The 22,914-nt window shown below is 33.0% G+C and carries 22 protein-coding genes and 1 riboswitch; of the genes, 3 read left to right on the plus strand and 19 right to left on the minus strand.

Annotation, left to right across the window (positions count from 1 at the left end):
• Nucleotides 1–57: 57 nt before the first annotated feature.
• Nucleotides 58–148: riboswitch (THF riboswitch) on the minus strand.
• Nucleotides 149–230: 82 nt separating this feature from the next.
• From B5X47_RS01560 to B5X47_RS01625, 14 genes are all read right to left on the minus strand, one after another.
• Nucleotides 231–665, minus strand: coding sequence for an ACT domain-containing protein (locus tag B5X47_RS01560; protein WP_079588470.1), 435 nt, complete (start codon nt 663–665; stop codon nt 231–233).
• A gap of 340 nt (nt 666–1,005) precedes the next feature.
• Nucleotides 1,006–2,991, minus strand: coding sequence for a transketolase (gene tkt, locus B5X47_RS01565; RefSeq protein ID WP_079588471.1), 1,986 nt, complete (start codon nt 2,989–2,991; stop codon nt 1,006–1,008).
• A gap of 128 nt (nt 2,992–3,119) precedes the next feature.
• Nucleotides 3,120–5,765: a pyruvate, phosphate dikinase gene (ppdK, locus tag B5X47_RS01570; RefSeq protein WP_079588472.1), complete on the minus strand. Its 2,646-nt coding sequence runs from the start codon at nt 5,763–5,765 to the stop codon at nt 3,120–3,122.
• A gap of 31 nt (nt 5,766–5,796) precedes the next feature.
• Nucleotides 5,797–6,624 (minus strand): pyruvate, water dikinase regulatory protein, encoded by an 828-nt coding sequence (locus B5X47_RS01575; protein WP_079588473.1) that lies wholly within the window; start codon nt 6,622–6,624, stop codon nt 5,797–5,799.
• Nucleotides 6,625–6,641: 17 nt separating this feature from the next.
• Nucleotides 6,642–7,286, minus strand: coding sequence for a helix-turn-helix transcriptional regulator (locus tag B5X47_RS01580; protein ID WP_079588474.1), 645 nt, complete (start codon nt 7,284–7,286; stop codon nt 6,642–6,644).
• Nucleotides 7,287–7,553: 267 nt separating this feature from the next.
• On the minus strand, nt 7,554–9,617 hold the full coding sequence (gene glyS, locus B5X47_RS01585) for a glycine--tRNA ligase subunit beta (RefSeq protein WP_079588475.1): 2,064 nt from the start codon (nt 9,615–9,617) through the stop codon (nt 7,554–7,556).
• Nucleotides 9,610–10,494 carry a glycine--tRNA ligase subunit alpha gene (glyQ, locus tag B5X47_RS01590; RefSeq protein WP_079588476.1) on the minus strand — a complete coding sequence of 295 codons (885 nt, stop codon included), beginning with the start codon at nt 10,492–10,494 and terminating at the stop codon, nt 9,610–9,612. Before glyQ ends, glyS begins: the two co-directional genes overlap by 8 nt.
• Nucleotides 10,495–10,636: 142 nt before the next feature.
• Entirely contained in the window at nt 10,637–11,143 is a 507-nt protein-coding gene (locus B5X47_RS01595; RefSeq protein ID WP_079588477.1) for a DUF4342 domain-containing protein, read from the minus strand.
• Nucleotides 11,144–11,155: 12 nt separating this feature from the next.
• Nucleotides 11,156–11,902 (minus strand): DNA repair protein RecO, encoded by a 747-nt coding sequence (recO, locus tag B5X47_RS01600; RefSeq protein ID WP_079588478.1) that lies wholly within the window; start codon nt 11,900–11,902, stop codon nt 11,156–11,158.
• 8 nt (nt 11,903–11,910) lie between these two features.
• Nucleotides 11,911–12,828: a GTPase Era gene (gene era / locus B5X47_RS01605; protein ID WP_079588479.1), complete on the minus strand. Its 918-nt coding sequence runs from the start codon at nt 12,826–12,828 to the stop codon at nt 11,911–11,913.
• 11 nt (nt 12,829–12,839) lie between these two features.
• Nucleotides 12,840–13,232, minus strand: a complete 393-nt coding sequence (cdd, locus tag B5X47_RS01610) for a cytidine deaminase (RefSeq protein ID WP_079588480.1) — start codon at nt 13,230–13,232, stop codon at nt 12,840–12,842.
• 28 nt (nt 13,233–13,260) lie between these two features.
• A complete protein-coding gene (locus B5X47_RS01615) occupies nt 13,261–13,962 on the minus strand; it encodes a diacylglycerol kinase (protein ID WP_079588481.1) in 702 nt (233 codons plus the stop codon).
• Between the two features lie 15 nt (nt 13,963–13,977).
• Entirely contained in the window at nt 13,978–14,451 is a 474-nt protein-coding gene (gene ybeY, locus B5X47_RS01620; protein WP_079588482.1) for an rRNA maturation RNase YbeY, read from the minus strand.
• Entirely contained in the window at nt 14,452–15,477 is a 1,026-nt protein-coding gene (locus B5X47_RS01625; RefSeq protein WP_079588483.1) for a PhoH family protein, read from the minus strand.
• A 306-nt stretch (nt 15,478–15,783) separates the two neighbouring features.
• Between B5X47_RS01625 and B5X47_RS01630 the strand changes: the two genes are divergently transcribed.
• A complete protein-coding gene (locus B5X47_RS01630) occupies nt 15,784–16,158 on the plus strand; it encodes a class II SORL domain-containing protein (RefSeq protein ID WP_013361992.1) in 375 nt (124 codons plus the stop codon).
• Nucleotides 16,159–16,326: 168 nt separating this feature from the next.
• Nucleotides 16,327–16,761, plus strand: a complete 435-nt coding sequence (locus B5X47_RS01635; RefSeq protein ID WP_079588484.1) for a S1 RNA-binding domain-containing protein — start codon at nt 16,327–16,329, stop codon at nt 16,759–16,761.
• Nucleotides 16,762–16,790: 29 nt separating this feature from the next.
• On the opposite strand, the gene B5X47_RS01640 is transcribed toward B5X47_RS01635, so the two are convergent.
• From B5X47_RS01640 to B5X47_RS01655, 4 genes are all read right to left on the minus strand, one after another.
• Nucleotides 16,791–17,507, minus strand: coding sequence for an MBL fold metallo-hydrolase (locus B5X47_RS01640; protein ID WP_079588485.1), 717 nt, complete (start codon nt 17,505–17,507; stop codon nt 16,791–16,793).
• 16 nt (nt 17,508–17,523) lie between these two features.
• Nucleotides 17,524–18,060 (minus strand): hypothetical protein, encoded by a 537-nt coding sequence (locus B5X47_RS01645; protein ID WP_079588486.1) that lies wholly within the window; start codon nt 18,058–18,060, stop codon nt 17,524–17,526.
• A gap of 81 nt (nt 18,061–18,141) precedes the next feature.
• Entirely contained in the window at nt 18,142–19,152 is a 1,011-nt protein-coding gene (floA, locus tag B5X47_RS01650) for a flotillin-like protein FloA (protein WP_013361996.1), read from the minus strand.
• 1 nt (nt 19,153) lies between these two features.
• The gene (locus B5X47_RS01655) at nt 19,154–20,437 is read right to left on the minus strand and encodes an NfeD family protein (protein WP_159446365.1); all 1,284 of its coding nucleotides are present in this window, start codon (nt 20,435–20,437) and stop codon (nt 19,154–19,156) included.
• Between the two features lie 864 nt (nt 20,438–21,301).
• Here B5X47_RS01655 and B5X47_RS14070 point away from each other — a divergent pair.
• On the plus strand, nt 21,302–21,637 hold the full coding sequence (locus B5X47_RS14070; RefSeq protein ID WP_079588488.1) for a LiaI-LiaF-like domain-containing protein: 336 nt from the start codon (nt 21,302–21,304) through the stop codon (nt 21,635–21,637).
• On the opposite strand, the gene B5X47_RS01665 is transcribed toward B5X47_RS14070, so the two are convergent.
• On the minus strand, nt 21,599–22,873 hold the full coding sequence (locus B5X47_RS01665) for an MFS transporter (protein WP_079588489.1): 1,275 nt from the start codon (nt 22,871–22,873) through the stop codon (nt 21,599–21,601). The two genes, B5X47_RS14070 and B5X47_RS01665, sit on opposite strands and share 39 nt — an antisense overlap.
• Nucleotides 22,874–22,914: the final 41 nt, after the last annotated feature.

Raw genomic sequence — 22,914 nt, forward strand, 5'->3', positions numbered from 1 at the left:
CAAATTGTGTACGCAAAAAATCACCTTCCCCACAGAAAAGGTGATTAGTCTTCGCTGTGCAGCGGATGCAATTTACAGTCGCGGTACTACCTTCGTTTAAAGGCGACTTCCCAGCCTTTAACACTTAACGCTGCAAATTTACTCTGCGTAAAGCTTTATGTATATATATTCATAATTATAACCTTAGTGTTAATTTCTTGTCAACCAAAAAACGTTCATTTACATTTTAATTATTCCATCGCTATAAGCTCTACTCTAACAACTCCGCTTATTCTTTTTAAAATAGTTAAAAATGCATCCATTTCAAGCTCCATACTGGACATATCAAATGTGATTGATAAATTAGCTATTTTATTTATAGGGATGTCTTGACTTATTGTCAAAACATTGGCTTTATTTTCTGCTAATATTCTTAATATCGAGGACAGTACCCCAGGCTCATGGTTTAATAAAAATGACACAGTAGCCTTATTTCCTATCATACCTTCAGATACATTAAATACATGGTCTTTATATTTATAAAAGGTACTTCTACTAATACCTAGTTTTTTTACTGCATCTGTTATTCCTTTTGCTTTGCCTGTTCTGAGCATCTCCTTAGCCTCAACTACCTTTTCATACACTGAAGGTAGAATTGTGCTATCTATAATGAGAAATTTCTTCATTGTCTTGCCCCCTAATTACAGCTTTAGTTTGATTTTATATCTAAATTATAATTCCTTGACATTTTAGACCATGCATAAAAAAATATAACTCAAAATTAGTATACATCTTAAAAATTATAGCATACCTTTATTCAAGATGTAAAGCATGCATATTTATCTGAAATTAAGCATTTGTAATGTTTTAACGAATTATGAAATTTAATATTTATAAATTTCATTATTTCTAATAAATTATTATCATTAATTTAAAATTAAAAAGCCAGTTTAGATGAAGAACTTCGTCTATTCCAGCTTTTTAACTATAAAAATTCATATTATATTTTAATCTTTTATTGAGATACTATTTAACTACCTCAAGAGTTTTATCTACTACATTGTCAACACTAAAACCAAAATGCTCCATTAATTTTTCTATTGGAGCAGAAGCACCAAAGGTATCTATTCCTATTGCAGTTCCTTTATTTCCTAGGTATCTATACCACGGCATAGTAACTCCAGCTTCTACAGATACTCTAGCTTCTACATTGCTAGGAAGTACCTCTTCTTTATATTCTTTAGATTGCATTTCAAACACATTCATATTTGGCATTGATACTATTCTTACATCCAGACCTTTTTCTTTTAATACTTTTTTAGCTTCTACTAGTAATGAAACCTCAGAGCCCGAGCCCATAAGAATTGCATCTGGAGTAGCTTTTTCTTCTTTAGATAGGATGTATCCACCCTTCTTAACATTTTCATTCACTCCATCTAGCTTTGGAAGGTTTTGTCTTGTTAGAACCATAACGCTTGGACCATCAGTTTTTTCAAATGCCGCAACATAAGAATAGCCTGTCTCCATATAGTCTGCAGGTCTCCACACGCTAAGTCCTGGCATCATTCTTAAGCTTGAAACGTGCTCTATAGGCTGATGAGTCGGTCCATCTTCTCCTACTCCTATTGAATCATGAGTGAAAATAAACATAGCCGGTATATTCATAAGAGAAGCCAGTCTAATAGGCGTTCTCATATAATCAGAGAAAACAAGGAAAGTAGAACCATAAGCTCTTAGTCCTCCGTGAAGTACTATACCGTTAACTATAGCTCCCATGGCATGTTCTCTGATACCAAAGAATATATTTGCTCCCATATCATCTACTAAAAAATCACCTTTTTCTTTAAGATAAGTCTTTGTAGATTCATTTAGGTCAGCTGATCCTCCAACTATATTTGGAACATATTTTGCGATTTTATTTAATATATCTCCACCTGAAGCTCTAGTAGCCATACTGTCACTAGAAGTTTCAAATATAGATTTATCTTCATACAATTCCTTAGAAATCTCATTGCTGTGATATTTTTTCCACTCTCTATAAAGCTCTGGATTTTCCTTAGCATAATCCACAAGCTTTGACTGCCATTCTTTAAAAGTTTTTTCTTTTTTCTTGCTAAGTCTCATAAAGTGGTCTTTTACATCTTCAGGGATTTCAAATTCGCTATAATCACTCCATCCAAGAGCCTCTCTTGTTAGCATAGCTTCATCCTTGCCAAGTGGAGAGCCATGAACTTTAGAAGTACCTGCTTTATTAGGACTTCCAAAGCCTATTATGGTCTTAACCATAATAAGTGTAGGCTTGCCTTTTGACTTATGAGCTTTTATTATAGCTTTTCTTATAAGACCAGCATCATTACCGTCTTTAACTACGATAACATTCCAGTGCATTGCCTCAAATCTCTTTTTTACATCTTCGCTAAAAGAAATATCAGTACTTCCATCTATAGTAATTTTATTATCATCATAAAGAGCAACTAGCTTATCTAGCTTAAGCGTTCCTGCAAGTGAAGCTGCTTCATATGTGATTCCTTCCATCATATCGCCGTCTCCAGCAAGTACATAGGTATAGTGATCTACTATATCAAATTTAGATGTATTAAACTTTCCAGCTAAATGTCTTTCCGCTATAGCCATACCCACTGCATTTGCAAAGCCTTGTCCTAGCGGTCCTGTAGTAGTTTCCACTCCTACGGTATGACCATATTCTGGATGACCTGGAGTCTTGCTGTCAAATTGTCTAAAGTTTTTAAGCTCATCTAAAGGCAATCCATAGTTAAATAGATGAAGTAGTGAATAAAGAAGCATTGAGCCGTGCCCAGCCGATAGTACGAATCTATCTCTATTTTCCCATGTAGGATTCTGAGGAGAAATTCTTAAAAATTTGCTCCATAATGTATATGCCATTGGTGCTGCACCCATTGGTAGTCCAGGGTGGCCAGAGTTAGCTTTATTGATGCTATCGATAGATAAAAATCTTATCGAATTTATAGCTCTTTCATCGATTTTTTTCACTTTAAAACCTCCAATTAAAATTCGTTTTATTTACTTTATTATTTTACCATAATATATTCATTTTTGATAAAAAATCGCTTCAAAGAAAATACAATGAGATAAATATCCCATTGTATTTTGATTAACTGCTACTTATCTCTAGTTACATTTACACTTTCCTTTATAACTGCCTGAGCTGCTGCAAGTCTAGCTATTGGAACTCTATATGGCGAGCAAGAAACATAATCTAGACCTAATCTATGGCAGAACTCTACAGAAGATGGCTCCCCACCATGCTCTCCACAGATTCCAAGCTTAATATTTGCTCTAGTTTTCTTTCCTAAATCAACAGCTATTTCCATAAGCTTTCCTATACCCTTTTGATCTAGCACTTCAAATGGACTTTTTTCAAAAATACCTTTAGATTCATAATCAGATAAGAATTTACCTGCATCATCTCTCGAGAAGCCATATCCCATTTGAGTAAGGTCATTAGTTCCGAAGCTAAAGAATTCCGCCTCAGTAGCTATTTCATCTGCTGTTATTGCTGCTCTAGGAACCTCTATCATAGTTCCTATTAGGTAGTTTACTTTATCATTTCTTTCTTCAAATACTAATTGAATTTCTTCTTCTATTTCTTTTTTAACATATTTAAGCTCAACAACGTCTCCTATAAGAGGTATCATTATTTCTGGAAGTATAGACTCCATTCCAGATTTTTTTATATCTAAAGCAGCTTCGATTATCGCTCTTGTCTGCATTCTGTATATTTCTGGATAGGTAACAGCAAGTCTGCATCCTCTATGCCCAAGCATAGGGTTAAATTCAGCCAAATCTTCTATTCTATCTTTTAAATCTTCAAAAGCTATATTCATAGACTCCGCTAAAGATTTAATGTCTTCATCACCATGTGGCAAGAATTCATGAAGTGGAGGATCTAAAAGTCTTACTGTAACAGGCCTTTCTCCCATAGCCTCATAGATTTCATAGAAATCCTTTCTTTGCATAGGAAGAAGTTCATCAAGAGCTTTTTTTCTTTCCTCTAAAGTAGTAGACACTATCATCCTTCTAACTGCAGGAATTCTTTTCTCATCAAAGAACATATGCTCAGTACGGCAAAGTCCAATTCCTTCTGCCCCAAACACTACTGCTTGAGCTGCATCCTTAGGAGTGTCCGCATTGGTTCTAACTTTCAATCTTCTAAATTCATCTACCCAGGTCATGAATTTTTCAAAATTTCCACTTAGCTCTGGCTGAATCTTAATAATTTCTCCTCTATATACTGTTCCAGCACTTCCATCAAGAGAAATAAATTCTCCCTCTTTTATAATTTCATTCTTAACTTTAATAACTTTAGAAGCCTCATCAACTCTTATTTCACTACATCCAGCTACGCAGCATTTACCCATTCCTCTTGCAACAACTGCAGCATGAGATGTCATTCCACCTCTAGCTGTAAGAATACCCTCTGCCGCTACCATTCCCTCTATATCCTCAGGAGATGTCTCTTGTCTTACTAGGATAGATTTTTCTCCTCTAGCTTTCGCTGCAACAACATCATCTGCATGGAAATAAATCTTTCCAGAAGCAGCACCAGGAGATGCTGGAAGTCCTTTTGCGATAATTTGAGCATCTGCTAAAGCTTTTGGCTCAAACATTGGATGCAGTAACTGGTCTAATTGATTAGGCTCTATTCTCATTATTGCTTCTTCTTTAGAAATAAGATTTTCATCTACTAAATCAACTGCAACATTGATTGCTGCATGAGCAGTTCTTTTTCCAGCTCTAGTTTGAAGTAAAAATAATCTCTCATTTTCTATAGTAAACTCAATATCTTGCATATCCTTGTAATGGTGCTCTAGCTTTTTAGTTGCATCCACAAATTGACTGTAAACTTCTGGCATAATATCTTTTAGCTCAGAGATTTCATTTGGAGTACGTATACCTGCAACTACATCTTCTCCTTGCGCATTTATCAAGAACTCTCCAAAGAGTTTATTTTCTCCATCCGCTGGATTTCTAGTAAATGCAACACCTGTTCCAGACTTATCACCCATATTTCCAAACACCATGGACTGTACATTTACTGCAGTTCCTAAATCGTGAGGAATATCATTAAGCTTTCTATATATCATAGCTCTAGGATTGTTCCAAGACTCAAATACAGCTTTAATTGCAAGCTCTAGCTGTTTCATTGGATCTTGTGGAAACTCTTCATGCTTTTCTTCGAAATATACTTTTTTGTACATTTCAACTAAAACCTTTAAATCCTCACTATCTAAATCTGTATCGTTGTGAACTCCTTTTTTCTCTTTCATTTCCTCAAGTAAGGATTCAAACCTAACCTTTGGAATTTCCATAGCTACGTCTGAAAACATCTGAATAAATCTTCTATAACTATCATAAGCAAAACGCTCATTGCCTGTAGATTTTGCAAGACCTTTTACTGCTTTGTCATTAAGTCCAAGGTTAAGTATAGTATCCATCATTCCAGGCATTGAAAAAACTGCTCCAGAACGAACAGAAACAAGAAGTGGATTTTCTTCGTCAGAGAACCTTTTATTTAATGTTTTTTCTACTTCAGCAAGATGAAGCTTAATTTCATCTATTAGTGATGGCCATAGAGTTTTTCCTTCATCGTAGAAATTAATACAAGCCTTCGTAGTTATAGTAAATCCTGGAGGAACAGGAAGCCCTATATTAGTCATTTCAGCTAAATTAGCACCCTTCCCACCAAGTAGTGATTTCATTTCTTTTGAACCTTCATGAAAACTATATACAAATTTATTATCCATAATTAATTAACCTCCCATGAATATATCATAATTAATCTTTAAAAACCTTTATTCCATTACGTTTTAAAATACTAATAATAAGCTCTGCTGTCTCTTCAATAGCTTTATTCGAAACGTCTATTATCGGACAGCCTATTTTTTTCATGATTTTTTCTGCATAATCTATTTCATCTAATATCCTTTCCATACTCGCATAGCTAGAACCTTTAGGAAGTCCTAGAGCCTTTAATCTTTCTTCTCTTATCTCATTTAGTTTTGTAGGAGAATTCGTAAGCCCTATAACTCTTTTAGCCGGAACCTCGTATATTTCTTTTGGTGGTACTGATTCTGGAACAAGAGGAACATTGGCAACCTTTATGTTTTTATTTGCCAGATACATAGAAAGAGGAGTTTTAGATGTACGAGATATACCAAGAATTACTACATCTGCCTTTGATAGACCTCTTGGATCCTTTCCATCGTCGTATTTAACTGCAAATTCTATTGCCTCAACTCTTTTAAAATAAGCTTCATCTAGCTTTCTTATAGTACCAGGCTCTCTTGCTGGTTCCAAATGAGTTGACTCTCTAATAGCAGCTATAAGCGGGCTTAACAAATCCACTGCAATAAGCCCAGATTCAGCAGTAAAATCTTTTATGTATTCTATGAACTCTTTATCAACCAGTGTGTAAAAAAGTACTGCATTAGATTCATTTGAAGCCTCTTTTAATATTTCACTTAGAAGCTTTAAGTTAAGAACATAAGGAAATCTTTTTATCTCATAATCATCCAATTCAAATTGAGATATAGCTGCTTTTGCAACCTGTTCACCTGTTTCTCCTAGAGAATCAGATATTATATATACTGATAATATGCTCATTAGCATCCTCCGTTAGATTAGTTTTGTAATATCTCCATAAATAATCTGGCTACCGTAGTTTTCGAAAATCTTCCAACAACAACATACTGCTCGTTATTTCCTTCTTTTTCAATTTGAACTACAGGCAGACTATCTACTTCATGCTCTATTAGCTTTCTAAGTGCATCTTCTACAGTCTCATTTTCCTTGACACAAATGATATTCGGCATTCTTGTCATTGCCATACTAACTGGTATAGAAGATATATCTCCATTTCCTATTGCGCTTTTTAATAAATCCTTTCTGGATACTACTCCACTAAGATATTTATTAGATGTGATAAATATCGAGCCTACGTCCTCTAGGAACATGGTTACTATTGCACTGTGAATAGATACATTTTCCTCTATGATGATTGGTATACTCATTACATTTGCAACTTTTTTGTTGCTTATTTCTCTTATGCTATATGATTTAATTGCATTTTCTGTATAAAAATATCCTACCTTGGGACGTGCGTCTAAAAGTCCGCTCATTGTAAGTATGGATAAATCTGGTCTAAGAGTCGCTCTAGTAAGTCCTAGCTTACTAGCAATCTGCTCACTTGTAATGGGCTGGTCAGCTTTTACAATATCAATGATTTTTTGCTGGCGTTCAGTAATTTGAATTTTCCTCACCTCCATTGTGACATATTATATACATATAGTATGTCATATTGTTCTTGGTGTCAATATATTAAATGCTAGATTTTTGTCAAAAATTCCAGTTACTATTATTTACCCATAATTTTCTATACCTTATCTAAATAATATAAATATCTTATAAAATAATAATTTCTTAAAATAATAAAATTCACTAATATAACAATTATTTTACTTTTTCTTGAAATAAAAAAACACGACAGCCTCTGATAAGGTTGTCATGTTTTTCTATATTATATATTGATTTTATTATGCATTCACAATTTTAGATAAATCAGCAACAGATTCCATTGTAGTTCTTATATTTGAAAGCATAGCAAGTCTATTTGCTCTAATATCCATATTTTCGTCCATTATCATTACGCTGTCAAAGAATGCATCTACACTATCCTTAATAGAGATTAATAACTCTAAAGCCTTAACATATTCTCTTCTTGCCAGCATAGCTTCAACCTCAGCTTTAATACTATTATATGCAGTATTTAGCTTTGCTTCACTATCATGAGCAAATAAAGCTTCATCTACCTTTCCAGCAATTGCTTCCTTGGAAATGTTTGATATACGGCTAAAAGTCTGAAGAGCCTCAGTTACGCTATTATTTTTAACCCAAGCATCTAAGTCCTTAGCTCTTATTAATAAATCAAATGGATTAGAATCCTCTATATTAATAATTGCATCAACTACATCGTAGCGTATACCCATATCAGTAAATAGATTCTTAAGTCTAAGCTCAAAGAATGACATAAGGTCAGATTTAACTGACTGCTTGTCCATATCTTCAAAATCAAAATTTTCTAGAGCTAAATCAAGTAGATCGAACAATCTCACATCTAGCTTCTTTTCCATCATAATATTAAGTATGCCAAGAGCCTGACGTCTAAGCGCATATGGATCCTGAGAACCTGTAGGCTGAATACCTATAGCAAAGAAGCCAGCTACTGAGTCCAATCTATCTGAAAGTGCCAGAATTATACCTTCATTTGTAGATGGAAGCTCATCTCCAGCAAATCTAGGAAGATAATGCTCGTATATAGCCTCCGCTACTTCACTTGGCTCGTTTGAAAGATTCGCATAGTATCTTCCCATTATACCTTGTAGCTCTGTAAATTCAAAAACCATAGCTGTTGTCAAATCTGCTTTTGAAAGGTAAGCCGCTCTATCTAGATTTGGCAAAGTTAAAGCTAGAGCTTTTGCAATTTTTTCTGATAGGTTTTGAATTCTCTTAGTTTTATCTAGTATAGTTCCTAGTTTTTGTTGGAACACTATAGTATCTAATCTTTCTACATAAGCCTCTAGAGGCTTTTTAGTATCTTCATGATAGAAAAATAGTGCATCACTAAGTCTAGCATCCAGTACTTTTTCATTTCCTCTTTTAACATTGTCTATCGCATAGCTATCGCCATTTCTTACAGTTATGAATTTATTTAGAAGCTTGCCATCTGCATCAAGTACAGGGAAATATCTCTGATGCTCTTTCATAGGAGTGATGATTGCTTCCTTTGGAAGCGATAGATAGCTCTCGTCAAACTCTCCATAAAAAGCTGTAGGATACTCTACAATATAATTTACTTCCTCTAGTAAATCCTCATCCATCATAAGAGTTCCACCAAGAGAATCAGCTACAGCTTTACACTGCTCTAATATTAATGCTTTTCTTTGCTCATCATCTAGAATTACAAAGTTCTCTTTAAGCTTAGCTTCATATTCATCAGGAGTATTAATTACTATTTCACTGCTGCCTAAGAATCTATGTCCTTTTGTAATATTGCCTGTTTTAATGCCTTCAATTTCAAAATCAATTACTTCTTCATCCATTAGGCATACGAAATATCTTATCGGTCTTACAAAACGGATATTTTTGCCACCCCATCTCATAGATTTAGGGAAGGTAGTTGATTTTATCATTCCTTCAAAAATATCTTTAAGCAGGCCTTTTACAGCTTGCCCTTCTTTTGTAAGCTTAATATGAGCGTATTCATCTTTGCCCACTGTTTTAAAGTATACTTCCTCTGGACTGATATCTTTGCCTTTTAGAAATCCAAGAAGAGCTTTGCTTGGGTTATTATTTTCATCAAAAGCAATTTTCTTAGCTGGACCTTTTAGTTCTTCTTCAACAGTAGCTTGATTTTCTGCCAGCTCATCTATAACTACCACAAATCTTCTAGGTGTGCATTTTAGTTCTATAGATTTATATTCAATATGAAGTTCTTTAAGTGTTTTTTCTAGATATCCCTTCATATCAGCTTTTGTTTTTGCAATAAATCTAGCTGGAATTTCCTCAGTTCCTATCTCAAATAATAGCTTTTTATTCATTGATATCACCACCTTTTAGTAATGGGAATCCCATTTCTTCACGTTGCTTTACATATGCTGAAGCAATTTTTCTAGCCATATTTCTAACTCTTCCTATATAAAGAGCTCTTTGACTTACTCCGATAGCTCCTCTTGCATCTAATAAATTAAAGGCGTGAGATGATTTAAGTACGTAGTCATAGGCAGGCATTACAAGGCTCTCATCAATAAGTCTAGTAGCTTCTTTTTCATAGGTATTGAACATATTAAGAAGCATATCCTTATCAGATAGCTCAAAACTGTATACAGAATGCTCGTACTCAGCTTTTTTGAATACTTCTCCATATTTAATTTCATCAGTGAAATCTATATCATACACGTTGTTTTTCTCTTGCAGATATAGAGCTATTCTTTCCAATCCATAGGTAAGCTCAGCAGACTCAAGTTCACAGTCAATAGAACCTACTTGCTGAAAATAAGTAAATTGAGTAATTTCCATTCCATCAAGCCAAACTTCCCAGCCTAGCCCCCATGCTCCAAAGGTAGGGTTTTCCCAGTTGTCTTCCACAAATCTAATATCATGCTCTTTAGGATTAATTCCTATAGCTTCAAGTGATTTAAGATAAATATCTTGAATATTATCTGGTGATGGCTTCATTATTACTTGGAATTGATGATGCTGATATAGTCTATTCGGATTTTCGCCATATCTTGCATCTGCTGGTCTTCTTGACGGCTCTGTATAGCATACTTTCCAAGGCTCTGGCCCAAGTGCTCTTAAAAAGGTTGCTGGATTCATAGTTCCTGCACCTTTTTCGCTATCATACGCTTGCATTATGATACAGCCTTGGTTTGACCAATATTCTTGAAGTTTCAATATCATTTGCTGAAAATTCATTTTATATGCCCCCATTTGCATTAGTTTATAAGGTTAATATTATTAATATAGAACAAATCAGAGGCTCTAGTCAACCATTGCATGCAAAAAAGACCCTATCTCACTAGAATAAGGTCTTTTTGCAAAGTATAAGATTATGAAATTAAATTTCTTTATTTTCCTCTTCTTCTTTTATTACTTCTTCAGTCACATCAGCAGAATCTTTTTTACCCATTTTTTCATCTACCATTTTCTTTACTTCAGCAACTTTTTCTTCTGTCATTTTATTTACATCTATTTCTTCTCCGTCTTCCTTTACTATCTTAATAGTATATTTAGTTACAAAAGCTGCTCCTACTCCTATCATAGCAACAACCGGAGCCATAACAAGTCCAATAGCGCCTACAGTAACTGGAAGATTAAGTAAAACCTCTCCGTCTTTTTCCACTAGAACTCTTGTTACATTGCCTTTTTTAAGAAGGTCTTTTAGTGTGTCTGTAACTTCACTGCTTTTGATGTTGATATTTTCCATAAAACTGTGTTGGCTTTTTTCTAAATAGATGATAGCATCTATAACATCGCCTTCACAAGCATTAAGCGCATCTCTTGCCTGCTCATATGTCACACCTGTTCTGTCTACAACTTGATCAATTTTTTCTAATGTTACCATTTTAAAACCTCCTTAATAATTATCAATAAAATTTATAGATTTTAAATTTAATGTCCCTAGATATTCTTCAATATAATGATGTAGCAGTCGTTTTAGTTCAGCGAGTATGATTTTTGACACCTTTGCATTTACAGCTAAGCTCATGTCATTAGAATATACATACTCTACAAATCTGATGGTTGTCTTATCAAACTCCATCAAAGGCTTTACTTTACTACTGCAATCCTTACAGATAATTCCACCTTCAATTATACTGAAATATCTAGAACGCTCTAACTGTATGATACCACAATTTGCACACTTTAAAACTTCAGGTTTAAAACCTGAGCACTCTAAAATCTTTAATTCATAAATGATTCGCATAAGCTCTAGCTTTTGAGTATCTAGCTCCAGCAGTATATCTAGTGTATCTTTTAATAAATTAAATAATTTTATATTGGTTTGGTGTTCTATCATAAGTTTTTCAGATAGTTCCATAAAATAAGAGGCATAAAAAAATTTATCTAAGTCAGTAGAAATTTTATAATAGTTTTTTATAAGTTCTACCCTTTGAAGTCTATATGAACCAGATTGGTGAGTTAACACAAAATTTGAATATGCAAATATCTGAGAAGCTGACATAAGAGGGCTTTTCACTCTTTTCGAAGCTTTCGTAAACACTGTAATTTTGCCTAGCTTCTGGCTCACTATAGTGAGTATTGTATCTGCCTCGCCATATTTAACCGTTTTTACTACTATACCTTCTGTTTCTATTTGCATGATTTTTCCTACTTATCTTCGTATCCAAATGAGCGAATATAGTTTTCTCTATCTCTCCAGTTTTCTTTAACTTTAACCCAAAGCTCTAAAAATATTTTACTCCCAAGAATCATCTCTAATTCTTCTCTTGCAGCCTTGCCTATTCCTTTAATTTTTCTTCCCTGACTTCCAATTATTATTTTCTTATGAGATTCTCTTTCGCAATAAATCACAGCAGAAATATCAATTATATCCTTATCCTTACGCTTTTTCATCGCTTCTATATCAACTGCTATTCCATGAGGAATTTCTTGATCAGTATACATAAGCAGCTTTTCTCTTATTATTTCTGAAACTAGAACCTTCTCAGGCTGGTCAGTAATCATATCTACTGGAAAATAAAGAGGTCCAGCTTCCATATACTTTGCAAGCACTTTTATTAAGGTGTCGTTATTAGTTCCCTTAAGAGCAGATACTGGTACTATCTCATCAAATATGCCTATTTTTGAATACATGTTGATAAGGACCATCAGTTCTTCCTTTGAAAGCTTATCTATTTTATTTATAGCTAGTATTTTTTTTGATTTGTTTGTTTTTAAGGTTTCAATTATATCTGAATCTTTTTTGCCTATAGATTTTGAATCATCCACCACAAATAATATTACATCAGTATCTCTCATAGATGAATGTGAGACCTTGAGCATATAATCGCCTAGTCTGTTTTGGGGCTTTTGGATTCCTGGTGTATCCATAAATACTATCTGCATTTCATCATCGTTATAAATAGCCCTGATTTGATTTCTAGTAGTTTGAGGTTTATCGCTCATGATAGCAATTTTTTCTCCGACTAGAGAGTTCATCAATGTAGATTTCCCTACATTAGGCCTTCCTATAATACTTACAAATCCAGATTTAAAATTCTTTTTACTTGAGTTATTTTTCATCATACCATCCTTTTTTATAAATCATCACTTGTAAATGAATGCGGTAGCAAATCATCTATAGTGTATTCTTTTATTATATTTTTACTTGTGCTTCCTAGTATTATTTTTAAATCCTTGCTAAACTCCACTATAACCTGTCTGCAAATACCACAAGGAAAAGTTTCATCATCATTTGAAGAAGCCACTGCTATTTTTTCAAACTCAGTTTCCCCTTCAGATATAGCTTTAAATATAGCAGTTCTTTCAGCACAATTTGTTGCTCCAAAAGATGCTACCTCAACATTACAGCCAGTATAGACCTTGCCACTTTTTGTAAGAAGAGCTGCCCCTACCTTGAATTTTGAATATGGAACATAGGCATTTTCTTTTGCCTGCTCTGCAAGTTCAAGTAATTTAAAATTATCCATATTTATATCATCTCCTAGTTACTTTTGATTAAAAAACTACCTTAAACAATAGTGTTATAACAAGGATTCCTAAAATTCCTCCATAAATCACTTCTCTTAAGGTGTGAATTCTCCCTTCTATTCTGCTCTGAGCTACTAATAAAGCTAGCATAAACGAAAGAGTTGCTACTAACGCATTTTCAGAAATATATCCTATTGATGTGGCTAGTGCAAAAGATAATGCTGCATGACCACTTACTACTCCACCTTGTACATGGCTTCCCTTAGGTGAAAGTGTTTTTCCTGCCACGACAAAAAGCAGAGTAATAATTATACCTATAATAGTCACATGGACATCTTGATTTTTTATCTTGATTAATAAAGATAAGGTAGAGGGATTTAATCTGTCAAAGAATACTAAATACGCTACCATAATAGAGTTAAGTGCAGAAACAAGTACAGCTCCAGCGGCTACATCCTTTGCTATTTTAGCAAGGGGACTGTATTCTGTCGTTACTAAATCCACAGTTTTTTCTATGGCAGTGTTGAACATTTCGGACAAGATGACAAGTGAAATAGAAAAAAACACTGCTATAATTTCTATTCGGCTCAAGTTCAAAAAAAGCGTAAGAAATAACACCAATATTGCTATTGCATAGTGAATCTTCATATTTCTTTGGCTTTTTAGAGTATATATTATACCATCAATAGCATAGTTAAATGTTTTTATGAGGTTTGTGTTTTTTTCCAAGACATCTCCTCCTTACTATCTATTAATGCCCAGAGCTTCTAGTACCTTATTTTGTTTTTCCATCATCAAGCTTTCTTCTTGTTTGGTCATATGGTCATAGCCTAAAAGATGAAACATGGAATGACAAACCAAAAATGCCATTTCCCTTTCAAATGAATGTCCATATTCCTCTGCTTGTGAAAATGCTCTTTCTACTGATACCACAATATCCCCTAGTGCAACAGGAAAATTAGAAATGCTTGTGTTAATGTCAGAAAGCTCTTGCTTTTCATACATTGGAAATGAAAGCACATCTGTGGCTTTATCCATATTTCTATGTTTGCTATTTATCTCTTTAATAAGCTCATCAGTAGTGAAGGTAAGCGAAATCTCTACTTCCTTGGTAAATCCCTCAAGCTCTAGAGATTTTAGCATAACGCTCTCGAGCATTTTTATTAAATCATTTGCTGGAATATAATTTGAATCATTTTCAAATAAAAGCTGAAGCATTTACTGTCCCCCTCGCTTATTTTTGAAAGTATTTGATTTGTTTGCTTGTTTTTCTTGCTCTTTAAAGGCCACCTTTTTTTCATACTTTTCATAAGCTTTGATGATTCTTTGTACTAATTCATGTCTTACAACGTCTTTTTCATTAAGCGCTGAAATGCCTATTCCTTTTACATCTTTTAGCACCTCTGTTGCATGAATTAAACCACTTTTCTTTACACCCGGCAAATCTATTTGGGTAATATCTCCTGTAACAACAGCTTTAGAGCCAAAGCCAAGTCTTGTAAGGAACATCTTCATCTGCTCCTGAGTTGTATTTTGCGCCTCATCTAAAATTATAAAAGAGTTGTCTAAGGTTCTTCCTCTCATATAGGCAAGTGGAGCAACCTCAATCATACCTCTTTCCATGTATTTTGCAAATTTGTCAGCTCCCATTATATCAAAAAGAGCATCGTACAAAGGTCTAAGGTATGGATCTACCTTGTCCTTTAAATCTCCTGGTAAAAAGCCTAAGCTCTCTCCTGCTTCTACTGCTGGCCTTGTAAGTATTATTCTGCTTATTTCTTCTCTTTTAAAAGCCATTACTGCCATAGCCACAGCTAGATATGTTTTTCCAGTCCCAGCTGGTCCAATACATACTGTAATATCATTATTTCTTATATTAGAGATATATTCCTTTTGACCTAAAGTTTTAGGTTTTATAGGATTTCCTTTTGCAGAAAGCACTATTACATCATCGGACAAATCCGATAGCTTTTCTTCAGATTTAGTGGACACCAAATCCATAGAATAATATATAGTTTGAGGACTAAGTTTTTCACCTTTTTGAACTAACTTAAACAAATCATGCATCAATCTTTCTGCATTTTCAACTTGAGTTTTATCACCTATAAGAACAACATTGCCATCTCTAAGCACAACATGAATGCCAAATTGCTCTTCTATCATCTTTATATTTTTATCAAAATTTCCGAATAGCTCTCTTTGAAAAGCTTCATCGTGAAGTTCGAGTTTTTTTTGTTCCAACAAACAATTTTCCTCCTTGGTAAGTTGTATTATATTAGCAAAACAATCAATTTTACAATTTTAGCCTATTTTTTATTATACCATTTTAAAGAACTTATTAACATAGCTAAGCAGTGCAAAGTATTTATTTACTTAAGCTTTACACTTGCCTTTTTATTTTTTTAATACCCTAGAATTCTTTCTTAATGTTTAGAAGTCTTTTTCATAGGGTAGGAATATACACGAATGCAGTAAGCTTATGTATCCTTAAAGGAAAACCCAAAGCTTTACTTACTGTTAATCACAATTTTAAATTTAGGGGGTAATATAATGTCTATATTAGCAAACTACTTACAAACTGGTGATTGGAAAGGCGAAAAACACGTTCCTGTTATTCATGCACCAGAATCTATTTCAGCAAATGTTTTGACTGAAATTAAATTATCAATCGGGGATGCAATAGCACATCCAAACACTTTAGAGCATCATATTTCATGGTTTAAGCTTTTCTTCCTAGCCGAAGGAGCTAAATTCCCAGTTGAGCTTGGAACTTACAATTTTATGGCTCATGGAGAAGGCGAAATGTTTACTGAGCCAGTAGCTATTGCAAAGGTTAAGCTTCCTTCTTCTGGAAAGCTAATAGCTATTAGCTACTGCAATATCCACGGATTATGGGAAAATTCAGCTGATGTAACTGTAATATAATCTAGCTAAATTTATATTTATATAGAAATTTACAGCTTCGATAAATGCATGAATTAAGTAAGTTTTATTTTAATTTTAACAAAAAGCAGGATTATAATCCTGCTTTTTGTGTTTTTTAGAGTTAATTTATGCTATAATTATACTATCATTAATTATAGGAGTGTGTTTATGTCAAATAATTTAGAAGTTGGTATGATAGTTGAAGGTAAAGTGGTTCAATTAAAACCATTTGGAGCTTTTATTTCTCTTGCAGACAATAAAAGAGGTCTAGTACATATTTCTCAGATTTCTCATGACTACATCAAAGAAGTAAGTGATGCTTTATCTGAAGGAGACACTGTCAAAGTTAAAATCATATCGATTGAGCCTGATTCTGGCAAGATTTCTCTATCTATTAAAGATGCAAATCCAAAACCAGTAGCAGATAAAGAGCCAAGATTTTCTAGAGATAACAGAGAAAAATCCGATCGTTTCGAAAGAAATGATAAGCCTTCATTCAAAAAAGAGCCAGAAAAATCATTAAACCTTGAAGATATGCTTAAAGAATGGACTAAACAGTCTAACGACAGACAAACAGATATAAATAGAAGATTAAAGAGATAAAAAACAAAGGAATCTAATTTAGATTCCTTTTAATCTTTATATATAATCTCTCCACGCTCATGGATAGTCAAAATTTCTATGCCTGTTTTATTGCTCATATGTTTTTTAAACTTATCTGTAACATCATATACATCTTGGAAATGCATAGGGATGAATATCTTTGGCTTGATTTTTTCAATAAAGTATTCTCCACCCATGTAATATGCATGCTCCAATCTAGGATCTACTGGAAAAAAAGCAATATCTATATTATTTTCAGTTATTTTTTCTATTTCAGATAAAAAAGCTTTTTTTGCATATTCCTTTTCATCTGACGTTTCACCTTCCCAATGCCACCAGTTTAAATCTCCTGCATGAAATATAGTCTTCGATTCTGCCGATATCAAAAATGATATCCCTTCATCTGTAGAGCCATAAGTCTTTATATTAATATCATCAATAATCAAAGTTTCATAAGGATTCATATAATAAATATTGTCTTGTTCATTTTTTACTCTTATTTCTTTATAAAAAATATAATTTACATTATCTGCATTAAAGGTAAGAATTTCTTTATCGTAATGGTCATAATGTCCATGAGATACAAAGATATACACATTTTTATCTTTTGGCATATCTTCAGGTTTTAGCTGACCACAATCTCTATATCTGTTTTTCTTACAGTTATCTTTAAAATAGTCGAAAATAAATAGATTGTTATCAAGTTCAACCATAAAGCCACTGTGAAACAAATACGTTATTTTCAATCATACCCCTCCTAATTTAAAATTTCCTAAGATTTCTCACACTAAGTGGTCTGTCGATAATTTCTTTCATAATTACTGCCCTTTTTAAATCATCTTGATTTCTAAATAAATCTTTTTTTCGCTTATGCTTAGCTGTTTCAGAAGATGATAAAGAGCTACTATCGCTTCTTAAAACATAGTCAGAATTTAAAGATTTACCTTCATTGCTTTCAACAGAAATATCGTAATTTACATTATCTTTTTTGTATAAAGTCTGAGTGTTTGACTTATTTTTTTTACTCTCAAAGCTTTTTTTCTCAGCTTCAATAGATTTGTTTTTTAATGATTTGGCTTTTTTAGCAAGGCTTTCAACTTTGTCCATAGATATTAAGTCTTTAGCTGGTCCTGTTTTCATTTCATTCCAAATATCTTCCATCCGCTGAGAGTTATTTGAGGCTGTTTCATTCATATTTTGATTATTTTTCTGTTTAATTGACTTCTTTTTTTCATTTTTTTTCCCTGAAAAAATCGAAGAAATTATAAAAAAAATAATCAAACTTATCAAACCATCCATTTTGTCACCTCTCTTGATTAAAGCTTAATTCACAATAGAGAATATACTTGCCACATAATCATGCAGCAAGTATATTTATTATTACTTTTTATGTTTATCAGACTCAGCGTGCTCTTGGTCTCTTTCTTCACTGTTTGCTATGGATTCCCTCATTTGAGTATCTGCCATAATATTTTTCATATTATAATAATCCATTATGCCTAATTTTCCATTTTTGAACGCTTCAGCAATAGCTAGCGGAACTTCTGACTCCGATTCAACTAGCTTAGCTTGCATTTGAACCACAGTAGCTTTCATTTCTTGTTCTTGAGCTATAGCCATAGCTCTTCTTTCCTCTGCTTTTGCCTGAGCTATTTTCTTATCAGCTTCAGCCTGATCAGTTTGAAGTTGAGCTCCTATATTTCTTCCGATATCTATATCTGCAATATCTATAGACAAAATTTCAAATGCCGTTCCTGAATCAAGTCCTTTATCAAGAACTGTTTTGGATATTTTATCTGGATTTTCTAATACCTCTTTATGATTTGTAGAGCTACCTACTGTAGTAACTACACCTTCGCCAACTCTGGCAATTATAGTTTCTTCACCAGCTCCACCAACAAGTCTTTCTATATTAGCCCTTACAGTAACTCTAGCCTTAACTTTCACCTCAATACCATCTTTTGCAACAGCTGAAATAATAGGTGTCTCTATCACCTTTGGATTAACAGAAACCTGAACAGCTTCAAGAACATCTCTTCCTGCTAAGTCAATAGCCGCAGCCTGCTCAAATTCTAAGTTTATATTTGCTCTTTGAGCTGCTATAAGTGCATCTACTACTGAATTTACATCTCCTCCAGCAAGATAGTGAGCCTCTAGCTTATCAATAGATAGATTTAATCCAGCCTTAGTTGCTTTAATCATAGGATTTACTATCTTAATAGGTTGAACTCTTCTAAATCTCATCCCTACAAGAGTCATAATTGATACCTTTACTCCAGAAAATAGAGCTGTAACCCATAGTCCTAGGGGAACAAAGCTTAAAAACATAGATAGTAAGAAAATTATTAATACAAAAATTACTACAATTGAAATCAATGGTGCTAAATCCATGTTATTCACCTTCCTTTTCTTTTACTTTAAGTCTACTGCCTTCTACACTTAATACTACCACAATTTTATCTTTTTCTATATACCTGCCTTCAGAAATAGCATCTAACATTTTTCCATCTATGTCAATTTTTCCCGAAGGTCTTAAATAGGTTAGAGTTTTTGCAGTCATACCAATATAAGAGGTATCTTCTTTCGATGAAACAAAGCCATTTTCTTTATCTAAATTAGTACCAAGGAATAAGGTTTTTGATAAATTCCTTTTAGGAAGATACTTTATAATCAAAGCTACTATTATAGTTGTGATAAGAAGTGATATCCCAATTGACATAATTGCTTGATTAACTGAGGTAGATGCCATTACAATACTTCCTAATATACCAGCTATCCCTGCTATTCCAAATATTCCAAATCCAGGCATGAATATTTCAACAAGCAGAAGAATTATTCCCAGTAAAAATACTATTATTGCAAATGAGGTTGTGCTTCCAGAAATAATAGACCCTGCAAAAAATAATGAGAATCCAACAATTGAAAGAAATCCTCCAAATCCAAAGCCCGGTGTTATAACTTCAACTACGAGCCCTACAAATCCTAAAGTTAATAAAAGCTGACTAATTAACGATGATGATATAAATCCGATAATATTATCAGAAAGTTTCCTCATTGTAATAATTTCATTAACAGCGCTTAATCCTAAATCTTCATAGATTTCTTGTCTTGAGTTCATAGTTCCATCAGAAAAATTAAGCTCTTTTGCTTTATTTGTCGTAAGATTTAACAGTTTATCTTTTCCTACTAAATTATCTATTTCTATAGAAGAATCTGCCATCGCTGCTACTAGTTTAGGATCCCTTCCTCTTTTTTCTGCTGTGGTTTCAAGAAGCGATTTCCAGTAGGATAAAGTTTTTTCAGTATTCGGTATTGGTTCAGCCGAGCCTATAGTAGAAGCCGGTGCCATATAAAGCGAATTGGCTGAAATGCTAATCAAAACTCCTGCTGATTCTGCTTTAGTGTTTACATATGAAGCTGTTTTCACTTTCGATTTTAATATTTCTTGGCTAATTTTCTCTGCAGAATCAATTCTACCTCCTAATGTATCCACCTCAAATAAAATCAAGTCTGCATTTTTATTATTTGCATCTTCAATATTTTCTCTTACATAGTTGAGCATTCCAGGATTGACTTCCCCGCTTATTTCTATAACGTACACATTGTCAGAAGCCCCAAAGCTTAAGCTAGGAATAATAGATAACATAAGAGCAAATATTAATAAAATACGTTTCATGATACACCTCCCCTTCATTATGCTTTGAGCGTTTTGTTTTATATTAAGTATATACCATTTAAACTGTTAATTTATTACAATCTAAATACAATAAACAAAAAATATAAGACCGGTTAAAGTAAATTATCTACTATAACCGGTCTCATTTTGAAACTTTAGTTCCATCCGTATTGTTTAGAAAACTTTGATCCATTAACTACCTCTTAAATTTTATTCATTTGGGTGAAAAACATTTCTAAAATGGTTCTCAAGCAAAACTTCTAAAATTCTTTCTTTTAAACTTTTTGTTACTAAGGTTTTTTAAATCTTTGAAACTTTGAAACTTTGAAACTTTGAATCATCGAAACTTTTTGAAACACTCTTAAAACTTAAAACTAAATTTGAAACTCAACTTTTAAATCTTGCTTCTTAAATTTGTTTCATTGGTTCTTCTTTGTTTCTCTTTGTTTCATTTGAAACTCTTAAAGCTTGTTTCAATTTAAAAATTTGTTGCTTTGAAACTTTCTTACTCTTACATTTTGTTTCTAAAAAATTGATTTAAATCTTTCAAAATCCTAAATTCTCAATACTCACACTTCAAACCTAAAACCATACTTTAAAGATTTAAATCTTTTTCTATTTATATGATTATCTTAAAAATTAAAAAGATAAATCATATATTTAGAAATTGTGAAACTGTTGTAAACAATACGGTGTAATAAAGTTTCTGTATTTAAAGAAGGACTTTCATCCTTCTTATTTTATATTTACCATTTAAATATTATTTTAAACATTAATTTATAAAAAATTTGTAATTTTTTTTAAACTAATCATTGTTATAATAGAAATAGATAAGTAAAACTAGTAAAACTGGAGGCTACTCAAATGAAATCTTTTTCTAAAATATCAGGATTACTGCTGATTACGTTAGGTATATTATTATTTTTGAACAGCTTAGGTTATATTTCTCATACTCCCTGGCAGCTCGTTAGAATTTACTGGCCGCTTATAATCATTTACCTAGGCATAGACGGCCTTCTGAGACCTAGTGGATCAAAAAATATAATCTTCAATTCCCTAGTTTGTTTATCCGGACTCGTTCTTTTAGGGGATAACCTAAACCTATTTCACTTTAACTTGTTTTTGTTCATTGATAAATTCTGGCCAATTCTACTTATAATTCTAGGAATTAGCTTGATTGTCAAATCTGACAAAAAGTGAAACTATAAATGCCCCTGCAGAAAATACAAGTATTATTAAGAATGCTTTTTCTGTAGGGACGCCTCTTTGTAGATTAAGCGCGATTAAAAAATTTATAATTCCGCTTCCTATAAATTCCATGGTGTTTACTACAGAAGTAGCAACTCCTGCATTTTCAATTTTATTTGCATCCTTTGAAGCTGTAAATGCTAAAATATGAACCATAACTGCAATTCCCATCAAGAAAAATATAACTGGTATTTGATTTACAGGAGGCTTTCCTGCTTTTATTATTAAAAAATAAAACCACAGTAAAAAATATGTTCCTGTAAAAAACAATAAGCTTTTCTTATAATTGCCTTTTAACAGCCTATCTGATAGTGACATTACAGGCGAGCCTGCAATAAATCCAAATGTAAAGAAAACAACATAGCCTGAAGCTGCTATCTTACTCATATCATATACGCTTGTAAGATAGTTGACTGCCCAAAGTCCCATCATAGATGTCATAGTAGATATGAAAAAAAAGATTATTAACATCGATGGATAGGTTCCCCTAGTTGTCAAAACCTCTTTTATCGCTTGAGAAAAACCTCTAGCCTTATGTATATTACTCACATCAAGCTCTTCATTTTTTTCTTTTTTTTCTCTTACAAAAAATAAAACTAAAATAAGTCCTAATAAGCTAAGTATCGAAATTATGTACAGAGTAGTTTGAGCTCCTGTAAATTTTATTAATACAGCCAAAGGTAAAGTCCCTGCAAACATTCCTAAATTAGAAATCAGTGCCATAAGTGCCGAAAGCTGAGAAAAATAAATTGGCTTAAACCACAATGCCTGAACCTTCATAATAGATATTATTACAACAGAGGTTCCTGCACCTATAAAAAATCTCGCTATCCATGCCAAATAATAACTATTGGTTAGACTAAATAATATGGATCCCAGAAGAGTCAACAACCCTCCCCAAATATTCAAGGTTCTAACTCCTACTTTATCAATTAATATACCAGATGGAATCTGAAATACAGCATATCCATAAAATGCTGCCGATGTCAAAAATGAGAGCTGACTTATATCCATGTTAAGCCTTTGCATTAAATAATCAGGCATAACCCCTATATATAATCTTTGTATAAATACCAAAATCATATTAATTACAAGAGCTCCCCAAACTATTATCCCTTCTTTATTAGCTATTATTCTTTGTTTTATAGATTGCTTAGATTTATTATCGATTATACTGCTTTGTTCCATAGCCTTTTCACCTTCTATGCTCAGAAATTAAAAAGCGATAA

This window comes from Acetoanaerobium noterae (assembly GCF_900168025.1).
Taxonomy (GTDB): domain Bacteria; phylum Bacillota; class Clostridia; order Peptostreptococcales; family Filifactoraceae; genus Acetoanaerobium; species Acetoanaerobium noterae.

Coding starts and splice junctions, on each gene's coding strand:
- B5X47_RS01560 (WP_079588470.1), bottom strand. CDS start 665: ATGAAGAAATTTCTCATTATAGATAGCACAATTCTACCTTCAGTGTAT.
- ppdK (WP_079588472.1), bottom strand. CDS start 5,765: ATGGATAATAAATTTGTATATAGTTTTCATGAAGGTTCAAAAGAAATG.
- B5X47_RS01575 (WP_079588473.1), bottom strand. CDS start 6,624: ATGAGCATATTATCAGTATATATAATATCTGATTCTCTAGGAGAAACA.
- B5X47_RS01580 (WP_079588474.1), bottom strand. CDS start 7,286: ATGGAGGTGAGGAAAATTCAAATTACTGAACGCCAGCAAAAAATCATT.
- glyS (WP_079588475.1), bottom strand. CDS start 9,617: ATGAATAAAAAGCTATTATTTGAGATAGGAACTGAGGAAATTCCAGCT.
- glyQ (WP_079588476.1), bottom strand. CDS start 10,494: ATGAATTTTCAGCAAATGATATTGAAACTTCAAGAATATTGGTCAAAC.
- B5X47_RS01595 (WP_079588477.1), bottom strand. CDS start 11,143: ATGGTAACATTAGAAAAAATTGATCAAGTTGTAGACAGAACAGGTGTG.
- recO (WP_079588478.1), bottom strand. CDS start 11,902: ATGCAAATAGAAACAGAAGGTATAGTAGTAAAAACGGTTAAATATGGC.
- era (WP_079588479.1), bottom strand. CDS start 12,828: ATGATGAAAAATAACTCAAGTAAAAAGAATTTTAAATCTGGATTTGTA.
- cdd (WP_079588480.1), bottom strand. CDS start 13,232: ATGGATAATTTTAAATTACTTGAACTTGCAGAGCAGGCAAAAGAAAAT.
- ybeY (WP_079588482.1), bottom strand. CDS start 14,451: ATGCTTCAGCTTTTATTTGAAAATGATTCAAATTATATTCCAGCAAAT.
- B5X47_RS01630 (WP_013361992.1), top strand. CDS start 15,784: ATGTCTATATTAGCAAACTACTTACAAACTGGTGATTGGAAAGGCGAA.
- B5X47_RS01635 (WP_079588484.1), top strand. CDS start 16,327: ATGTCAAATAATTTAGAAGTTGGTATGATAGTTGAAGGTAAAGTGGTT.
- B5X47_RS01645 (WP_079588486.1), bottom strand. CDS start 18,060: ATGGATGGTTTGATAAGTTTGATTATTTTTTTTATAATTTCTTCGATT.
- floA (WP_013361996.1), bottom strand. CDS start 19,152: ATGGATTTAGCACCATTGATTTCAATTGTAGTAATTTTTGTATTAATA.
- B5X47_RS01655 (WP_159446365.1), bottom strand. CDS start 20,437: ATGAAACGTATTTTATTAATATTTGCTCTTATGTTATCTATTATTCCT.
- B5X47_RS14070 (WP_079588488.1), top strand. CDS start 21,302: ATGAAATCTTTTTCTAAAATATCAGGATTACTGCTGATTACGTTAGGT.
- B5X47_RS01665 (WP_079588489.1), bottom strand. CDS start 22,873: ATGGAACAAAGCAGTATAATCGATAATAAATCTAAGCAATCTATAAAA.